Below are 15074 nucleotides of genomic sequence, written 5' to 3' on the forward strand. Positions count from 1 at the left end.
GTGGCACATTATGGACGAAGCTGTGCAAGGAAACCATTTGGCAGTTGGAGCGGTCCAAGACAGAGCGCTGGCAGAGGGAGCAGTGAAGTCCGTGCATATCGCACCGGAGTCCATCCAGCCGCACCATCTGCACATCGGAACGATTCAGGGCGTGCATATCGCATCACAGGCGATATCAACCGATGCCTTGCAGGATGAGTCTGTTACGTCCGACAAACTGGCAGATGAGAGCGTGACAGCCGCCAAGCTGTCTGCCCACTCGGTCCAGCCGTGGCACATTACGGACGAAGCTGTGCAAGGAAACCATCTGGCAGAGGAAGTCATCCATTCGGACCATTTGGCCCCTGAAGCTGTCACCTCTGCCCATTTGCAGGCTTCGGCAGTGCTGACCCGGCATATCGCGCCGGGGAGTGTGTCTGTTCACGCGCTCCAGGCGGGGTGCGTGACCGCAGAGAAGCTTGCACTTCGGGCGGTGCGTGCTTCGAATCTGGCGGAAGCCAGCGTAAGCTCCACACATTTGACCGAGCAAGCCGTACACACCCGGCACCTGGCCGATGGGTCGGTACAGGAATCGGCGCTGGCAGAAGGGGCGGTGCAATCAAGGCATATCGCGCTGGATTCCGTCCAGTCGGAGCATCTGCAAGCAGGTGCCATCCAGCAGCAGCATATTGGCTGGCAGGTGGTGTCGGAAGACGCATTGCAAGAAGAAGCGGTTACGTCTGGCAAGCTTGCAAATGGAGCGGTACAGTCCCGGCATGTGGCAGAGGAAGCCATTGAAGGCCAACACATTGGAGCGGAAGTGATTGATACGCATCACCTGAAGCCAGGCGTGGTGACGATGGCTCAGTTGTCCACAGATATTCATCTGTCGGGACTTTTGCCGGAGGAAGGCGTCAGTGGTGACAGACTTCAGGCGGAGAGTGTATCCCGCCGTCATCTGCAAGTTCAAGCTGTCGACAGTGAGGTGCTGAGCCCCGAAGCCGTGGGACCAGAGCATTTACAAGCCGCTGCAATACAAAGCCATCACTTGGCAGAGCGAAGCATCGAAGGGCATCATCTGGCGGAAGGCTCCGTAGGCTCACGTGAGCTGGAGCTGAACGCAGTGAAGCCGGAGCATTTGAGCATCACCCCGGTTCGTACCTGTGCCAATCAGTCCGCATTGCAGCAGTTCGGCAGAGCGCCGTTTCTTTTGAAGGGTAGCGAAGGAGAGACGGAAGTGACCATTATATTCGCAGAGCCTTTTATGAACCCGGACTATACGCTGGTAGCGATGACGAACCATCCTCTCTTTCATGCGACACTGAAATCACAAACACCGGATGGAGCAGTAATCGTAGTAACCAAGTGGAACGAAACCGCGCATAACTACGGTATTGTTTCCTGGATTGCCATCGGTTAGTGAATATAATTGTATAAAACTCATAGCGTGCAGACTCATGTATTTTCTGAATACGGGGCTGCACGCTTTTTCATATACTTTTCACACATTTGTTCCACAATTATCCCGAATTCTCCTGATAAGCTAAAGATACTTTAAAGGAGAGGTGATACAATCATGAAAAAATGGACTAAAAATGCAGCAGCCGTATTGACCGTAGTAAGCGTATTGGGAGGAGCAAGCAGTGCATTCGCCGCTACAGCAACTCCAGCCACAACTGCACCAGCAACGAAAGCCCCGGCGGTTACAACCCCGGCTACTAAAGCACCTGCGACAAAAACACCAGTGGTGAAAGCACCTGTTAAAAAAGCTGCAATAGCTCATAAATCAACAACAAAAGCGAAAAAAGCTCCAGTCAAAAAAGCGGTTGCTAAAAAAGTAGCCCACAAAGCAAAAGCAGTAAAAGCGAAGCACCATACCGTTAAACATCATGTGAAAAAACATCATGTGAAAAAACATCATGTGAAAAAACACCATGCCGTAAAAACAAAAGCAACTGCTCACAAAACTGCTGCACATCATGTTGTAGCTAAAAAAGTGGCTCCTAAAGCCCCTGTTAGAAAAGTTGCTCCAGCAAAAACAGCAGTGAAAACCGCTCCAAAAGCAGCAGCTAAAACAGTAACAACCAAGAAATAAGGTTGGAGCGCAGTTAGCTTCCAGCTCGCCTGACATATACAGCAGCGATTTATGATAAGAAAAGACGGGACCGGGAACGGTATACCCGTCTTTTGTCTATTTTGCTGGGCTTCTGTTAAGCTTATAGAGAGGGTACAATCATCCAGATCAACGGCAAGGGGTTAAGGCCATGACGAAAATAGTAGTCGTAGATGACGACGTGTTCATTTTGCAATTAATATCTGAATATTTGAAAAAGGAATCCTACGAGGTGACTTCCTTTTCCAGTGGCAAAACACTGGTAGAGCATATCCGTTCCGACCGTCCGGATTGCCTTGTTCTCGATATCATGATGCCCGGAGTTGACGGGCTTTCCCTGCTGACTCAGCTGCGCGAATTTACGGAAATGCCGATTATCATGATCTCCGCTCGCGGGGAAGAAAGTGACCGTATTCACGGGCTGGAGCTGGGATGCAGCGATTTTTTAACCAAACCGTTCAATCCTCGGGAGCTGGTTGGCAGAGTCAAAGCGATGCTGCGGCTGACCAAGGCCGGAACCTCTGCACCGGACGATAAGGAGGCGGTAGAGACAGACGGAGATGTATGTCGGGCGGGCAATCTGTGTATTTTCGCTGAATTCCGTAAGGTTACGGTGGACGGTCAAGAGGTGAATCTGACCTCACGTGAATTTGATCTGCTGCTGTTTCTTTCAAATCATCTGGAAAGACCTTTTGGCAGAGAGCATCTGATTCAGCAGGTGTGGAGCTATGATTTTATCGGTGATGTGAGAGTTGTAGATGATCTGGTCAAACGTATTCGCAAAAAACTGGCGGAATATCACTCCACGCTTGTCATTAACACTGTATGGGGGTTCGGGTATAAAGCAACGGTACAGGAGCTGTAGCCATGCGTACGATGAGAGCTAAAATATTGCTGTCCCTGTCCCTCGCGATGCTCATTACCGTCTGTATAACGCTGTTCCTGTTCATCAGGCTCATCGACGACATTCTCGTCAATCAGGCCAAATCCAAGCTTCATGATCAAGCACGTAAAGCGGTCCATATAATGAGCGACGGGGGCTTTGACCGACTGGACAGCGCTGAGTTTAACTATGTCATCAAAGGTGTGCTTTTGTCTGCCAATTACTTTATTTTAAGCACGGATAACCGCATCGTCCATTCCAGCGTCTCCGGAATGGAGGGCAAGAAGATAGAACAATTACTGTTGATCCGGCAGGGATTTTTTGCATCGGTTCATCCGTCTTCTCGCGATCTGGCCTCTACACACGAAGGGGTGGCCGTGCTCCAAGGTAAAAAGATACTGTTTACAAATGAAGAACTGCCCGGGCAGCCTTTTCGCATATTTGTATATTCTCCGTTGTCTTCTTTAAGAGCGCTATATGTGCCATTAATGAGAACCACGCTGCTATCCATTGTGGCGAGCTTTCTCGTCATTCTCGTTATTGGACTGATGGTCGTTTCACGCTTGGTGCGCCCGCTCAAACGATTGAAGGAGGCCGTAGGCAACTATGAGCCGAATCAACCGCAGGACAGTGATTTTCCACAAGCGGATAAAAGTGAGATTGGCGAACTGATCGGTACCTTCCATTCGATGTCCACCCGTATCCAGCAGCATCACCACGGTCAAATTGAATTTTTGCAAAATGTATCTCACGAGCTAAAGACACCGTTAATGTCCATTCAGGGCTACGTATACGCCATTCAGGATCAGGTGGTCTCCCAGGACGAAGGGCTGAGTATCATTAAAGTACAGTCACAGCGGTTGATTGACATGGTGGAAAAGCTGCTTCAGCTATCGAGGCTGGAGGCGCTGGATGAAGAATGGCCTGTCTCATTGATTGATCTGAAAAGCATGGCAGAGGAGGCCATTCATTTACTGATGCCAGTGGCTGCTGAACGTTCTGTTTCGCTTCGAGTGGAAGGCGAGGGACTGCATGTGGCTGTTCCGGCTGAACAGTTATTCCGCATGATGCTGAATTTGTTGCAAAATGCGGTTCGACATACCTCTACCGAGGTTGTTATCCATTTGGAGGCGGGAACGACACCGGAGGTCGTATGGGTAATCCATGTGGATGACGACGGAGAAGGTTTGAACGAAGAAGAGGCGGCTGAGGTATTCGGACGATTCTATACCGGCTCGAACGGTGTCACAGGTCTGGGATTGGCTATTTGCCGTCAAATTGCCTCCCGGCTGAACGGGGAACTGATCTGCACACGCTCGCCATTGGGTGGAGCGAGGTTCAGCTATATTCAACGCATGTTATAAATGAGTGCAAGAAATGGTTAAAAATGATCGTTTTTCTGGATAAACATCCCGTGAATGTAACACGATATGACAGGTTTTAGGTATTATTGCAGATATAGCTTGACTGGCGGGTACTAAACTGAGTAAAATTAATCGTATATACCTTGACTCTTGAACGTCGTTTTTTTAGATAGTGGTCAATAATAGTGGTTAATAATAAATGAAAGAGTGATGAGATGAACCGCCTTTTGGAAGTGAAGGACTTAACGATATCTTTCAAGACCCGCCAGGGACTAGTGCAGGCCATTCGTGGCGTAAACTTTCATGTCAATAAAGGAGAGACGCTGGCGATCGTGGGCGAATCCGGCTCAGGCAAAAGTGTAACCTCACAGGCTGTGATGAAGCTGATTCCGACCCCTCCCGGTATTTATCAGAAGGGTCAAATTATTTTTGACGGACAAGAGCTGATTCATAAAACGGAAAAGCAGATGCAGAAAATTCGTGGTAAGGAAATCGGACTGATTTCTCAGGACCCGATGACCTCGCTTAACCCGACGATGAAAGTCGGCAAGCAGATCACGGAAGTGCTTTTCAAGCATGAAAAAATATCCAAGGATGCTGCTCACAAACGGGGTATTGAGCTGCTTAATCTGGTAGGTATTCCTCATCCGGAGCAGCGTTTTAACCAATATCCGCATGAGTTCAGTGGCGGTATGCGTCAACGTGTCGTTATCGCGATGGCACTGGCTGCCAATCCGAAGCTCCTGATTGCCGATGAGCCGACAACTGCGCTGGACGTAACGATTCAAGCTCAAATTTTGGAGCTGATGAAGGATCTTCAGAAGAAGATTGATACTTCCATCATCTTTATTACCCATGACCTCGGTGTAGTAGCGAAGATGGCAGATCGCGTTGCTGTTATGTACGCAGGACAAATCGTGGAAACAGGTACGGTTAATGAAATTTTCTACAACCCAAAACATCCATATACATGGGGCCTTCTCGCTTCTATGCCAAGTTTGGACAGCCATGGTCAGAAGCTGGCAGCTATTCCGGGAACACCTCCTGATTTGCTTCATCCGCCTGTAGGAGATGCTTTTGCAGCCCGCAGTGCTTATGCGATGAAGATTGATTTTGAAAAAGAGCCTCCGCTCTTTCAATTATCCGACACGCACTTTGTGAAATCATGGTTGCTGCATCCGGATGCACCTGCGGTTGAGCCGCCAGAAGCGGTAAAGGCCAAGCTTCGCAAGCTGGATAATGCATTTGAAAAGCCGATTCTGGTGGAACAATACGGCGGTTAGTGTGTAATATAAAATGATTAGAAAATGAAGAAGGGCTGTTCTCTCCGTGGAAGAATCTACGGTGGGAACAGCCCTTTTGGTGTGAAGCCGCAGGTTATGAAAGCCTGTGGTTGTTTGTGTTAGCGGGGCATTTTTTTTACAGCTTGCCGGAACCGGCTTGGGAAGTGACTTCTGCCTTCACGCTGGCGGATGGGGAAATCTTATCGTTCAGCGATGGTTTCCAGCCTACAGAGGAGCTAAGACCCGCACTGGAGCCTGCATTTACGGCTTGTCCATTCAGGAGAGTGCCTGTGTCGGACAGGGCTGTGCCTCCAAAGACAGATACGATTTTATCTGCGGACAAGCCTGCAACGTCGATGACATTGTTTTCAGCAAAAATTTTGGAGGATTTGCCTGCACCCCAGATATACAGTGAAGGATATTCGGAGCGTTTTACATCACCTGTATAGTAATTGTTGTACAGATGGACTTGTCCATACCGTACGCGTGGTGTACGTTGTACTGTGTTTTCATAATAATTGTGATGGAGGGTTACACGTAAAGCCCCTTCATCTGCTTTTTTGCTGTCGCTGTTGCCAATAATCGACGTTTTATCATGATCGTAAAAGTGATTGTAAGAAGCCGTAACTAGATCGCCTTGGTTAACCACATCGAGAAGTCCATCATGATGCTGGTATTCTTGACCGTAATAGGTACCGTTTCCGCTATCAGGATGAGATCCATCATTGAAGGTATTGTGGTCTACCCATACATGTGTGGCGCCGCTAATTGTAATGGTGTCATATTCCGAATTCCAGTTGCCTGTGCTGCCGTCCGTTGGGTCCCATTGAGGAAAATAATCGTAGGCATCCTGGAATTCAATATTACGGATAATGACGTTGTCTGTCCCACTTTTTAGTTGAAGGTTCGCGCCGTTAATGACGGCATTACTACCTAGACCAACAATCGTTGTATTGGACGGAATATCAATGACGACACGACTGGCCTGATTTTTCTGTGAAGCTTTACGCGCGTCTTCCAATGTACCGGAAGGAAGCTTTTTCCCCCACTTAGATGGATCATATGCTTTGAGGTAGGCGTCAAAATCATATTTAGGGTCCTTGTAATCGTTCAATCCCAATGGTTTGTTATTGTCATCCACGTTGGCGTTGATCGTGCCTTTGACATAAATGATTTTAGGCGTGCTATTGCTGCTTTTGCCCAAAGCATCGACTAATTGCTTGCGATTCGTTACGGTGAAAATATTGGAAGCTGTGGCTGCAGATCCGCCTGTCGTTCCTGTAGAAAAGGCTGCCCATCCGTTCGTGCTGCCGAGCACCTCCTGACCAATATCGCCTGCCGCATGAGCGGGAGTGCCAAGAGGAGCAAGGGTAGTGAACAGCAGAGCTGCTGCAATGCCGAGTGAAAATCTATTTTTCATAAAGTTACCTCCGTATATGGGGTTAGTGGAGTAGATAAACGAAGGGAGTCCCGGGTGCTCCTGTGGTTTCTACATTTTCTATCATACTTCTTGTTCCAGTATTTGTTAATATAATAAAAGTTACATACTAAAAATTTTGTCGAAAATTTTACATAACACAATGCACCCCTACTTTTTTCCATTCATAGTGAAGTTATACTAATGAAAACGTTAACAATCACATGAAATGGGAATTGTATATATGAATATATGGAATTGTTTTTATATTTTTTACTCGAAAAATCATTATTTTCCGTATTCGGAATCCTCGCTTTCCGTGGAAAAATACTGGGAAGCCAACAAACTTCATGCTATATTAAAAATGGTAAAAATTATAAAATATGTATGATTACAACAACACTAACAATAGGTCTTACACTAAGCAAATGGAGATGAGCATGGATTAGTTGAGAATGTTAACGATTTCAATCCAAGAGGAGGAATATCAAATGTTAAGAAAACGCTCATTTTATCGCAGATTTTGGCTGGCTGCGTTGGCAGTCCTGTTGCTCGTCCCCGCTATGACCGCCTCGGCAGCTTCCTCGTCCACCCCATCGGACAAAATTCATTTTGCCAATAACAAGTACTATGTATTTAATAATGTGTGGGGGCAAGGACAGCGGATTATACACCAGGCAGCGGGTTACCCGTACGTCTGTGGGATAATAAAAACATGAACACCAGGGTGAACTATTCCATTAAAGCTAACGGATGAGTAACGCGAAATTCGTCAGCAGCGTGGAATTCGGTACTGAAATTTTCGGCGGTAGCGGCTCTATCAATATCAACAAATGGAATGTTAAGGTACAATAAAAATCAAAACAATTCTTATAATAAAGCTGAGGAGGAATGGGCATCATGGCAGAGCACTTAGCAGATATCTTGAAGTTATTGAAGCAAAAAGAGTGGGTGGATTTGTCCCACGCCTTTTATCCTGAAATTCCTCATTTTCCGCTATTCGATAATGTTCAGGTTGACACGCTGTTTACTCATGACGATGGTTTTTTTGTGAAGCAATACTATTTTCCGGGGCAGTATGGCACGCATATTGACGCACCAGTTCATTTTGTGAAGGGCAAACGTTATTTGCATGAGCTTTCCTTGAAGGAGCTGGTTCTGCCGCTGATCGTTATTGACCGTTCAGCAGCCGTGGCCACTAATCCCGACTATGAGCTTACGGTTGCCGACATTGTGGCTTTTGAGAAGGAGCATGGACGAATTGTCGATCAAGCTTTTGTAGCCTTTCGCAGTGATTGGAGCAAGCGTTGGCCTGATTCGGAGGCCTTTTCGAACAAGGATGCAACGGGAGACGCACACTGCCCGGGCTGGTCGCTGGATGCGCTGCGCTTTTTGGTAGAGGAGCGGAATGTCGCAGCCATCGGACATGAAACGCTGGATACCGATTCCTCCGTTGCTTATCGCAAAGCAGGCAAGCTGGTAGGGGAATATTACATATTGGAACAGGATCGTTATCAGGTTGAGGTGCTGACGAATTTAGACAAGCTGCCTCCGACGGGTGCTGTCATTTATAATATCGTACCGAGCATTCAGGATTCCCCCGGATTTCCGGTGCGTTCGTTTGCTATTTTGCCTTAATCATTTGATACCGGGTTGTTTGAATACGATTATACAATCATCTTGAGCATAAAAGACCGGTTCAGATATATCTGAACCGGTCTTTTATGGATTATTCGGGGTAGTGAACAGTGTGCTTGATTGCTCAGTCCAGCTTGAATCTAAATAGTGGAATAGCTTAAGTGATAATAGTGACGGTAGGAGCAGAGATGGTAGGCTGTGTTGTGATGGTGGAGGTCGTGCCGCTAAAGTCTGATATTTCTATGACAACTGGAACACCCGGTGTAATATCCACGGAGGCAATGACCAGACTTGCTGTGCTTAGGGTGAATAAGGAACTCTGCTGAATAACTCCGTTAATATAATAATTAGCAGAATCCGTAGCCGTTAATGTCGGCAAAGCAACTACTGGAGCATCAGCGTCATCTACAAAGCTTGCAGCAGGAACGGTTGTTGTTGTAGCTCCGATCATTCCGGCTGTAATCGTTGCAAAAAAACGAGTCACGGCTGGGGTAATGGTCGTGGTTACAGCACCACCGGAGGCTACGGGGGCAGTAGCTACTGCTGTATACACAGGTTTTATGATTGGCATGGGGCTCATCTCCTTTCTTGGATGGTTTGAACCATGCAATGGCTCATAATCAATAAATGAGTGTGATCCAGATTCGGAAACGGCATATTAACCTTTATGTTAATAATCAGGGTGGATGAAGGAAGCCTCATTTTACTGCAAATATAGATGGAAGCGATTCACTAATAACGGACTACTGCAAATGCCCAAAACCCTACAGGGTAATGTGCATACAATATCATAGAGATGAGAAAAGGAGGTGTAAACGGCTGGTATGGGCAAACGCGCTTCATCACGAAGAAGGCATGGAAAGCGAACCGTACTTTACAGATTCATCAGACGTAAGAAATGTAAGACAAGTTTTAAATTCAGACGTAGAAGAAAGACGAGGTTACATTTCAAAAAACATCCGAAGCTGACTATGCATCGGCAGCATAGTAGCGTTCCTGCCAAACGGCGCAGAAGATTAAACCTGACGGGAAAGCAAGGTATGCCGGGTCCGGCAGGGCAGCAGGGTAAGTCCGGCCCGGCAGGAGGGCAAGGCGTAACCGGCTCGCCGGGTGTGCAAGGTCCACCAGGACTGACAGGTGCACAAGGCATTCCGGGTTTGGCAGGAGCGCAGGGTGTACCCGGAGCAGCGGGAGCACCTGGAACTCCGGGCCCGGTAGGTGCAGGGATATCAGGAGCGACAGGTGCAACGGGCATACAGGGCCCGACAGGAACACAGGGAGTATCCGGCTCAACGGGAGCGCAGGGTGTAACAGGTCCTTCCGGCCCGGCATTCGACATTGCAGATATTGAAATTGTTCCTACCGCTGAACGGTATTTTTATTTTGCCCCCGAGGATATTCAATCTTCGGTCACGATCAGAGTGGATCAATTCTCTGTTGATGGAGCCCAAGAGGCTTCTCCGCTATTTAATGTCGGAAGTAACAGCTATGCCAATTTGTATATTAACGGGATGATACAAGAAAGCACTCTGTATAGCCTGACGCCTTCTTCGGTGACGATTCATCTCGACGAAGGAGAAACGATTCACTCCGGTACCCCTATCATTGTGGAAATCGTTCAATTCAGGGCGCGATACAGTGCGTAATACAGCACGCTATACGATGTACGGTTATTCAAAACCAAGACTGGTTATATGGCGCAGGTCCTTCCATACGGACACCGAGCTGTTGTCTAGGCCAGAATGGATTACGCAGTAGTTCCCGTCCTACCGCCACCAGATCAGCCCAACCGTTATGCAAAATTTCCTCTGCCTGAATCCCGTGAGTGATCAGTCCTACGGCAGCAGTCGGAATATCAGCAGCCTGACGAATGGCCTCCGAGTACGGTACTTCATAGCCCGGATACACGCTCGGCACGTCCGGCAATACACCGCCAGTGCTGACATCGATCAAATCTACACCTTGTGCTTTCATATAGTGGGCATATTGAATGGAATCCTGTAATCCATTGCCTAGTGGGCTATATTCGTCAGCGGAAATCCACACACACAACGGGCCGCTCCACACCAAGCGAATCTCATCAATAATCTGCTGCAAAAATTGATAACGTCGCTCTTCCGAGCCACCATATGCATCTTCCCGTTGATCGGTATACTTGGACAAAAAATCGTTAATCAGATATCCGTGTGCCGCATGTAGCTCAATGACGTCTATTCCAGCTTGCGAAGCCCGCTTGGCGGCTTCCTTGAAGGCAAGCACAAGGTTATGAATTTCTTCAATGGACAGCGCATGGGTCGCCCGTTCGCGGTGAGGCAAAGCAGAGGCAGATACAGCTGTTTCCTGAGGCAATGAGCCTTTGCGCCCGACGTGCCAGAGCTGGAGGCCAGCTTTGGAGCCTTGATCATGGATGGCTTGTACGACTTTTTGCAGCGGGGCGATGTGCTTGTCGCTCCATAAGCTGAGGCTACCCGAATCTTTCCCCTGCGGGGTAACCGCATGTACCTCAAGCATGACCAGCCCCACCTGTCCAAGCGCCCGAGCGCCGTAATTCAGCGTATGCCAATCGGTTGCTTTTCCATCTTCTTTAGCTGAAACTGTACCCATGGGTGACATCATAATCCGGTTTTTATTTGGTTACATATCTATTTTAAATTAACCATTTTAACTTATAAAATAATGTTATTTTTGATATTAACAATGAATTTTAAGGTGGGATGTGGAGACAGGAAGAGTTGCATAAATATTATTTGCAATTTAGTTAGTTATCACTTACTATATGTTTATGAACAAGAAAACACATGTAGATAGCAAGAAGAAGGATATTATGCAAGCAGCTATGCGCTTATTTGCGACCAAGGGCATCGATGGCATTTCTGTCAAAGAAATCGGGGAGGCTGCCGGTGTGACGGATGCCGCGATTTATAAGCATTTTAAGAGTAAAGATGCGATGGCCTTGGAAGTATTCGGGCAGTATTGCAACAGCTACACTACGTTGATTGACTTCTATCGCAAGCAGAGCGGGAGCTTCATTAGCCGTTTTCATCAATTGGTGGACGAGGTGCTTGTGATGCACGATGAAGATCAGTATGGTCTGCTTCTGTTATCACAGCATCATGAGCTATATGTGGAGGCAAGCCAAAGCTCGAATGTCCGGGAGCCGCTAGAGGCGTTAGTCGAATTTATTGAGCAGGGGATTCGGCACGGAGAACTGCCCAAGCAGGATGCCCAGCTATCCGGTACGCTCATTATTGGAGCCATTACACGCTTGTCCGTGTCCAGTCTGGAGGGTGAATTGCCCCAGCAGCTTATTCCGTTTGCAACGGAGGTCAAGGAACGTTTAACCGCTTTATTAAGTCAAGGTCAGTAGTGACCTTTTCTTTTTAAATATAAAGTTAGTGTTTTCTAACTAAAAAATAAAATATGAGGGTAGGAAGTGGCTCGAATGTCTAAAAAGATATTGGTTATTCAGGGAAATCCGGTCGTTGGCAGTTATGGAGAAGCGCTGGCTCAATCCTATGTAAAAGGAGCGGAGGCTGCGGGGGCTGAGGTGCGTTTATTGCAGTTGTCCGCGTTGGACTTTAATCCTAATCTGTTAGGTGGATATCGCAATAAATTGCCGCTGGAACCGGATTTAATCAAGGCTCAGGAATCCATTAAGTGGGCGGAGCATCTGGTTTTCGTTTTTCCGATCTGGTGGGGGAGCTTGCCTGCATTAATGAAGGGTTTCATTGACCGTACCATTATGCCGGGATTTGCGTTTAAGTATCAAAAAGGGAAATCCATGCCTGACAAGCTCTTAAAAGGCAGAACGGCCCGCCTCATTACTACGATGGACGGACCGGGCTGGTATTACCGATTTTTCCAGGGACAGCCTGGGCATCGGATGATGAAGGATTCCACGCTGCATTTATGCGGTGTCAAACCGGTGCGTTCTACTACAATTGCTCTCATGAATAAATTATCAGATCAACAGCGCAACGATTGGCTGAGCAAGGTCGAGCAGCTAGGACGAAGCATGAGCTAAGTTTTCATGATGAAGGGATCAGCTTCTGATCTTTGAACTGGGCGAACAGATCGAGAAATACGGTTTCGCTGTCGGCAACTTCGTGAAAACCAAATTGTTTTATTTTTGTCGTATCAGTGATCACATCATTTTCACTTCCCCATATTAAATCGCCAAATGGCCAAGCGGCTACTTTTTCATAAGGGGTAGGCTGTAGATCATATTTTTGTACCATAGCATCCCAGGTTTCCTTTTGCAGTGGCATCATGTCAGATAATGAAATGGTTTGCACAGGGGCAGTATCCATTCCGAAACATTCGGCAAATTGGGGCCATATATGTTCCCATCTGAAGACATCCCCGTTCGTCACATTGAAAACTTCAAAAGCGGTATGCTCCTGCGTAGCTGCCCAGACGGAGGCGCGTGCCAGTAAAGAAGCGTCGGTGATTTGTACTAATGCGCGGTACGCGCCTTCTTTTCCGGGGAAGCGGAGCGGCAGCCCCAATTCCTTGGAAATCGAGGCATATACGGCAATCAGCATGGCGAGGTTCATCGGATTCCCTATGGACAATCCAGCGACCACATCAGGTCTGAGTATCGTCCAAGACCATGCTTTTCCTTTTTGGTGCGTTCGCAAGAAATCTTCTTGATTATAGTAAAAGTTTGGAGGAAGGTGACGAGGATCACTTTCCTTGGCCGGGGTTTTAAACTTCCCCAGATGAGAACCGTACACCTTGGCTCCTTGCATCAAAATAACTCTTTGCAGAGAACCGGATCTTTCTTCCACGGCTTTTACAACATGCTCTAGCATACTTGTATTTACTTCTATTAGTTCTTTGGAGAGAGCCGGAAAGTTCTGATAGGCTGCATAAAAGATATGAGTTACCTCTGGTATCCCCCTTAATTTTTCCTGAATGTCTACCTCATTTAACAGATCCATACTTACATATCGTTCTGGATGCTGGTCTGGAATCGTTCTGGCAATTCCGATGGCGTCCCAATCCTCCAATTGACTGATATGCTCCAAAATATAACTCCCAATAATCCCAGTCGCGCCTACGACAAGTGCTACTTTTTTGGACATGATACATGCTCCTTTCTGGATATCAAACGACGCAGGTTTTCTGTTTCTTCGAGTTCTTATCTTTATCATCCCCATGCCAGCTCCATAGCGTGACGAAGAGGCCAAGCAGTGTAACCACAGCGGCTACCCAGGGAAGAGATTGAAGCCCCAATGGACTTTCCAGCACCATCCCGCCAAGCCATGCACCCAGCGCACCTCCGAGGTTAAAAGCACCGATATTGAGAGCGGACGCCAGATTGGGGGCGAATTTGGCTTTGTCCAGCACACGCATCTGAAATCCGGGCACAGTGCCAAATGCAGCAAATCCCCAGACAAAAATTGTAATGACGGTTGCCCAAGGGCTATGGCTTGTAAATGTAAAGAGTCCCAGTACCATGGTTAGCAGAATCAGTATTCCTACTAAGGAGGGCAGGAGCTTTCGATCAGATAGTTTGCCCCCTACAATATTCCCAAGCGTGAGTCCTACGCCAAACAATAGCAACAAGAGCGTAACCGTGCTCTCCTGAAAGCCTGTAATCTCGGTGAGTAGAGGGGAAATGTAAGTAAACACGACAAACACACCGCCAAATCCGAAAACGGTCATCAACAACGTGAGTAGCACCTGTGGGTTACGAAGCACACTTAGCTCTTGTCTGAAGTTAGGCGGTTGTTCATTGTTTAATTTGGGAATGAAAATGGCGAGTGCAACCAGAGAAAAGATTCCCAGCAAAGAGACGACCCAAAAGGGTGCACGCCATCCGTACGCTTGACCGATAAAAGTACCGAGCGGAACGCCTAATATGTTGGCCAAAGTAACGCCGATAAACATCATCGCAATCGCGCTGGCCCGCTTGTCGGGGCTTACTAACTTCGCTGCAATCACAGATCCGACACCAAACACAGTACCGTGTGTAAAAGATGAAAGAATACGAGCGATCATCATCACCGTATAGCTGGGTGCATTCGCACTAAGAACATTGGCAGCGACGAATAAGGCCATCAACGCCAAAAGCAATATCTTTCTCGGCAAACGAACGGTTAAAATGGTCAGAAGAGGGCCTCCAATAGCCACACCGAGCGCATATATGGAGACCAACGAGCCTGCCTTACGAATGGAAATATGAAGATCCCCCGCGACTTCTGGCAGGATACCCATAATGACAAATTCCGTTGTCCCAATGGCAAATGCACTGATCATTAACATATAAATGGCAAGGGGAAAACGCGAACTGGATTTCTGCCCGCTTAAAACTGTATTCACTGTGCCTCATCCTTTCTTTTTTTGAATTCACTTGCACAATGAATTATGCTGGAGAGGTAGGAAGTTGAGA

General features: G+C 47.4%; 15 protein-coding genes. 10 read left to right on the plus strand and 5 right to left on the minus strand.

The annotated features are described in order from the left end of the window. The 5 genes from L696_RS0109905 to L696_RS0109925 all read left to right on the plus strand — a co-directional run. The coding region (locus L696_RS0109905; RefSeq protein WP_025683504.1) for a WIAG-tail domain at nt 1-1399 on the plus strand (1399 nt) is incomplete at its 5' end. A gap of 156 nt (nt 1400-1555) precedes the next feature. After that, entirely contained in the window at nt 1556-2074 is a 519-nt protein-coding gene (locus tag L696_RS0109910) for a hypothetical protein (RefSeq protein ID WP_025683505.1), read from the plus strand. Nucleotides 2075-2243: 169 nt separating this feature from the next. Further along, complete coding sequence (locus L696_RS0109915; protein WP_025683506.1) at nt 2244-2957, plus strand: response regulator transcription factor; 714 nt, start codon at nt 2244-2246, stop codon at nt 2955-2957. A 2-nt stretch (nt 2958-2959) separates the two neighbouring features. Then, nucleotides 2960-4339 carry a sensor histidine kinase gene (locus L696_RS0109920; RefSeq protein ID WP_025683507.1) on the plus strand — a complete coding sequence of 460 codons (1380 nt, stop codon included), beginning with the start codon at nt 2960-2962 and terminating at the stop codon, nt 4337-4339. Nucleotides 4340-4554: 215 nt separating this feature from the next. Beyond that, entirely contained in the window at nt 4555-5622 is a 1068-nt protein-coding gene (locus L696_RS0109925) for an ABC transporter ATP-binding protein (RefSeq protein WP_025683508.1), read from the plus strand. Nucleotides 5623-5758: 136 nt separating this feature from the next. Here L696_RS0109925 and L696_RS0109930 read toward each other — a convergent pair whose 3' ends face one another. Beyond that, nucleotides 5759-7042 carry a pectate lyase family protein gene (locus L696_RS0109930; protein WP_049827326.1) on the minus strand — a complete coding sequence of 428 codons (1284 nt, stop codon included), beginning with the start codon at nt 7040-7042 and terminating at the stop codon, nt 5759-5761. A 488-nt stretch (nt 7043-7530) separates the two neighbouring features. On the opposite strand from L696_RS0109930, the gene L696_RS31880 reads away from it, so the two are divergent. Next, nucleotides 7531-7758 carry a hypothetical protein gene (locus tag L696_RS31880; RefSeq protein WP_025683510.1) on the plus strand — a complete coding sequence of 76 codons (228 nt, stop codon included), beginning with the start codon at nt 7531-7533 and terminating at the stop codon, nt 7756-7758. A 181-nt stretch (nt 7759-7939) separates the two neighbouring features. Continuing rightward, nucleotides 7940-8677 carry a cyclase family protein gene (locus L696_RS0109945; protein WP_025683511.1) on the plus strand — a complete coding sequence of 246 codons (738 nt, stop codon included), beginning with the start codon at nt 7940-7942 and terminating at the stop codon, nt 8675-8677. A 157-nt stretch (nt 8678-8834) separates the two neighbouring features. Here the strand turns inward: L696_RS0109945 and L696_RS0109950 are convergent, their stop codons facing one another. After that, nucleotides 8835-9248, minus strand: a complete 414-nt coding sequence (locus L696_RS0109950) for a DUF4183 domain-containing protein (protein WP_025683512.1) — start codon at nt 9246-9248, stop codon at nt 8835-8837. Between the two features lie 400 nt (nt 9249-9648). Between L696_RS0109950 and L696_RS0109955 the strand changes: the two genes are divergently transcribed. After that, the gene (locus L696_RS0109955; protein WP_049827327.1) at nt 9649-10323 is read left to right on the plus strand and encodes a DUF4183 domain-containing protein; all 675 of its coding nucleotides are present in this window, start codon (nt 9649-9651) and stop codon (nt 10321-10323) included. A 28-nt stretch (nt 10324-10351) separates the two neighbouring features. Here L696_RS0109955 and L696_RS0109960 read toward each other — a convergent pair whose 3' ends face one another. After that, nucleotides 10352-11293 (minus strand): oxidoreductase, encoded by a 942-nt coding sequence (locus L696_RS0109960; protein ID WP_025683514.1) that lies wholly within the window; start codon nt 11291-11293, stop codon nt 10352-10354. Nucleotides 11294-11459: 166 nt separating this feature from the next. Between L696_RS0109960 and L696_RS0109965 the strand changes: the two genes are divergently transcribed. Then, complete coding sequence (locus tag L696_RS0109965; RefSeq protein ID WP_025683515.1) at nt 11460-12044, plus strand: TetR/AcrR family transcriptional regulator; 585 nt, start codon at nt 11460-11462, stop codon at nt 12042-12044. Nucleotides 12045-12119: 75 nt separating this feature from the next. Continuing rightward, nucleotides 12120-12701, plus strand: coding sequence for an NAD(P)H-dependent oxidoreductase (locus L696_RS0109970; protein WP_025683516.1), 582 nt, complete (start codon nt 12120-12122; stop codon nt 12699-12701). A 4-nt stretch (nt 12702-12705) separates the two neighbouring features. Here the strand turns inward: L696_RS0109970 and L696_RS0109975 are convergent, their stop codons facing one another. Together L696_RS0109975 and L696_RS0109980 are read right to left on the minus strand one after the other, a co-directional pair. Further along, complete coding sequence (locus L696_RS0109975; RefSeq protein WP_049827328.1) at nt 12706-13764, minus strand: SDR family oxidoreductase; 1059 nt, start codon at nt 13762-13764, stop codon at nt 12706-12708. Nucleotides 13765-13786: 22 nt separating this feature from the next. Further along, the gene (locus tag L696_RS0109980) at nt 13787-15004 is read right to left on the minus strand and encodes an MFS transporter (RefSeq protein ID WP_025683518.1); all 1218 of its coding nucleotides are present in this window, start codon (nt 15002-15004) and stop codon (nt 13787-13789) included. Nucleotides 15005-15074: the final 70 nt, after the last annotated feature.

The sequence above is a fragment of the Paenibacillus maysiensis genome, from assembly GCF_000520815.1.
Classification (GTDB): Bacteria; Bacillota; Bacilli; order Paenibacillales; family Paenibacillaceae; genus Paenibacillus; species Paenibacillus maysiensis.

What these genes read in the sequence shown, in the direction of transcription:
- L696_RS0109910 (WP_025683505.1), top strand. Translation starts at nt 1,556, where the DNA reads ATGAAAAAATGGACTAAAAATGCAGCAGCCGTATTGACCGTAGTAAGC.
- L696_RS0109915 (WP_025683506.1), top strand. Translation starts at nt 2,244, where the DNA reads ATGACGAAAATAGTAGTCGTAGATGACGACGTGTTCATTTTGCAATTA.
- L696_RS0109920 (WP_025683507.1), top strand. Translation starts at nt 2,960, where the DNA reads ATGCGTACGATGAGAGCTAAAATATTGCTGTCCCTGTCCCTCGCGATG.
- L696_RS0109925 (WP_025683508.1), top strand. Translation starts at nt 4,555, where the DNA reads ATGAACCGCCTTTTGGAAGTGAAGGACTTAACGATATCTTTCAAGACC.
- L696_RS0109930 (WP_049827326.1), bottom strand. Translation starts at nt 7,042, where the DNA reads ATGAAAAATAGATTTTCACTCGGCATTGCAGCAGCTCTGCTGTTCACT.
- L696_RS31880 (WP_025683510.1), top strand. Translation starts at nt 7,531, where the DNA reads ATGTTAAGAAAACGCTCATTTTATCGCAGATTTTGGCTGGCTGCGTTG.
- L696_RS0109945 (WP_025683511.1), top strand. Translation starts at nt 7,940, where the DNA reads ATGGCAGAGCACTTAGCAGATATCTTGAAGTTATTGAAGCAAAAAGAG.
- L696_RS0109950 (WP_025683512.1), bottom strand. Translation starts at nt 9,248, where the DNA reads ATGCCAATCATAAAACCTGTGTATACAGCAGTAGCTACTGCCCCCGTA.
- L696_RS0109955 (WP_049827327.1), top strand. Translation starts at nt 9,649, where the DNA reads ATGCATCGGCAGCATAGTAGCGTTCCTGCCAAACGGCGCAGAAGATTA.
- L696_RS0109960 (WP_025683514.1), bottom strand. Translation starts at nt 11,293, where the DNA reads ATGATGTCACCCATGGGTACAGTTTCAGCTAAAGAAGATGGAAAAGCA.
- L696_RS0109965 (WP_025683515.1), top strand. Translation starts at nt 11,460, where the DNA reads ATGAACAAGAAAACACATGTAGATAGCAAGAAGAAGGATATTATGCAA.
- L696_RS0109970 (WP_025683516.1), top strand. Translation starts at nt 12,120, where the DNA reads ATGTCTAAAAAGATATTGGTTATTCAGGGAAATCCGGTCGTTGGCAGT.
- L696_RS0109975 (WP_049827328.1), bottom strand. Translation starts at nt 13,764, where the DNA reads ATGTCCAAAAAAGTAGCACTTGTCGTAGGCGCGACTGGGATTATTGGG.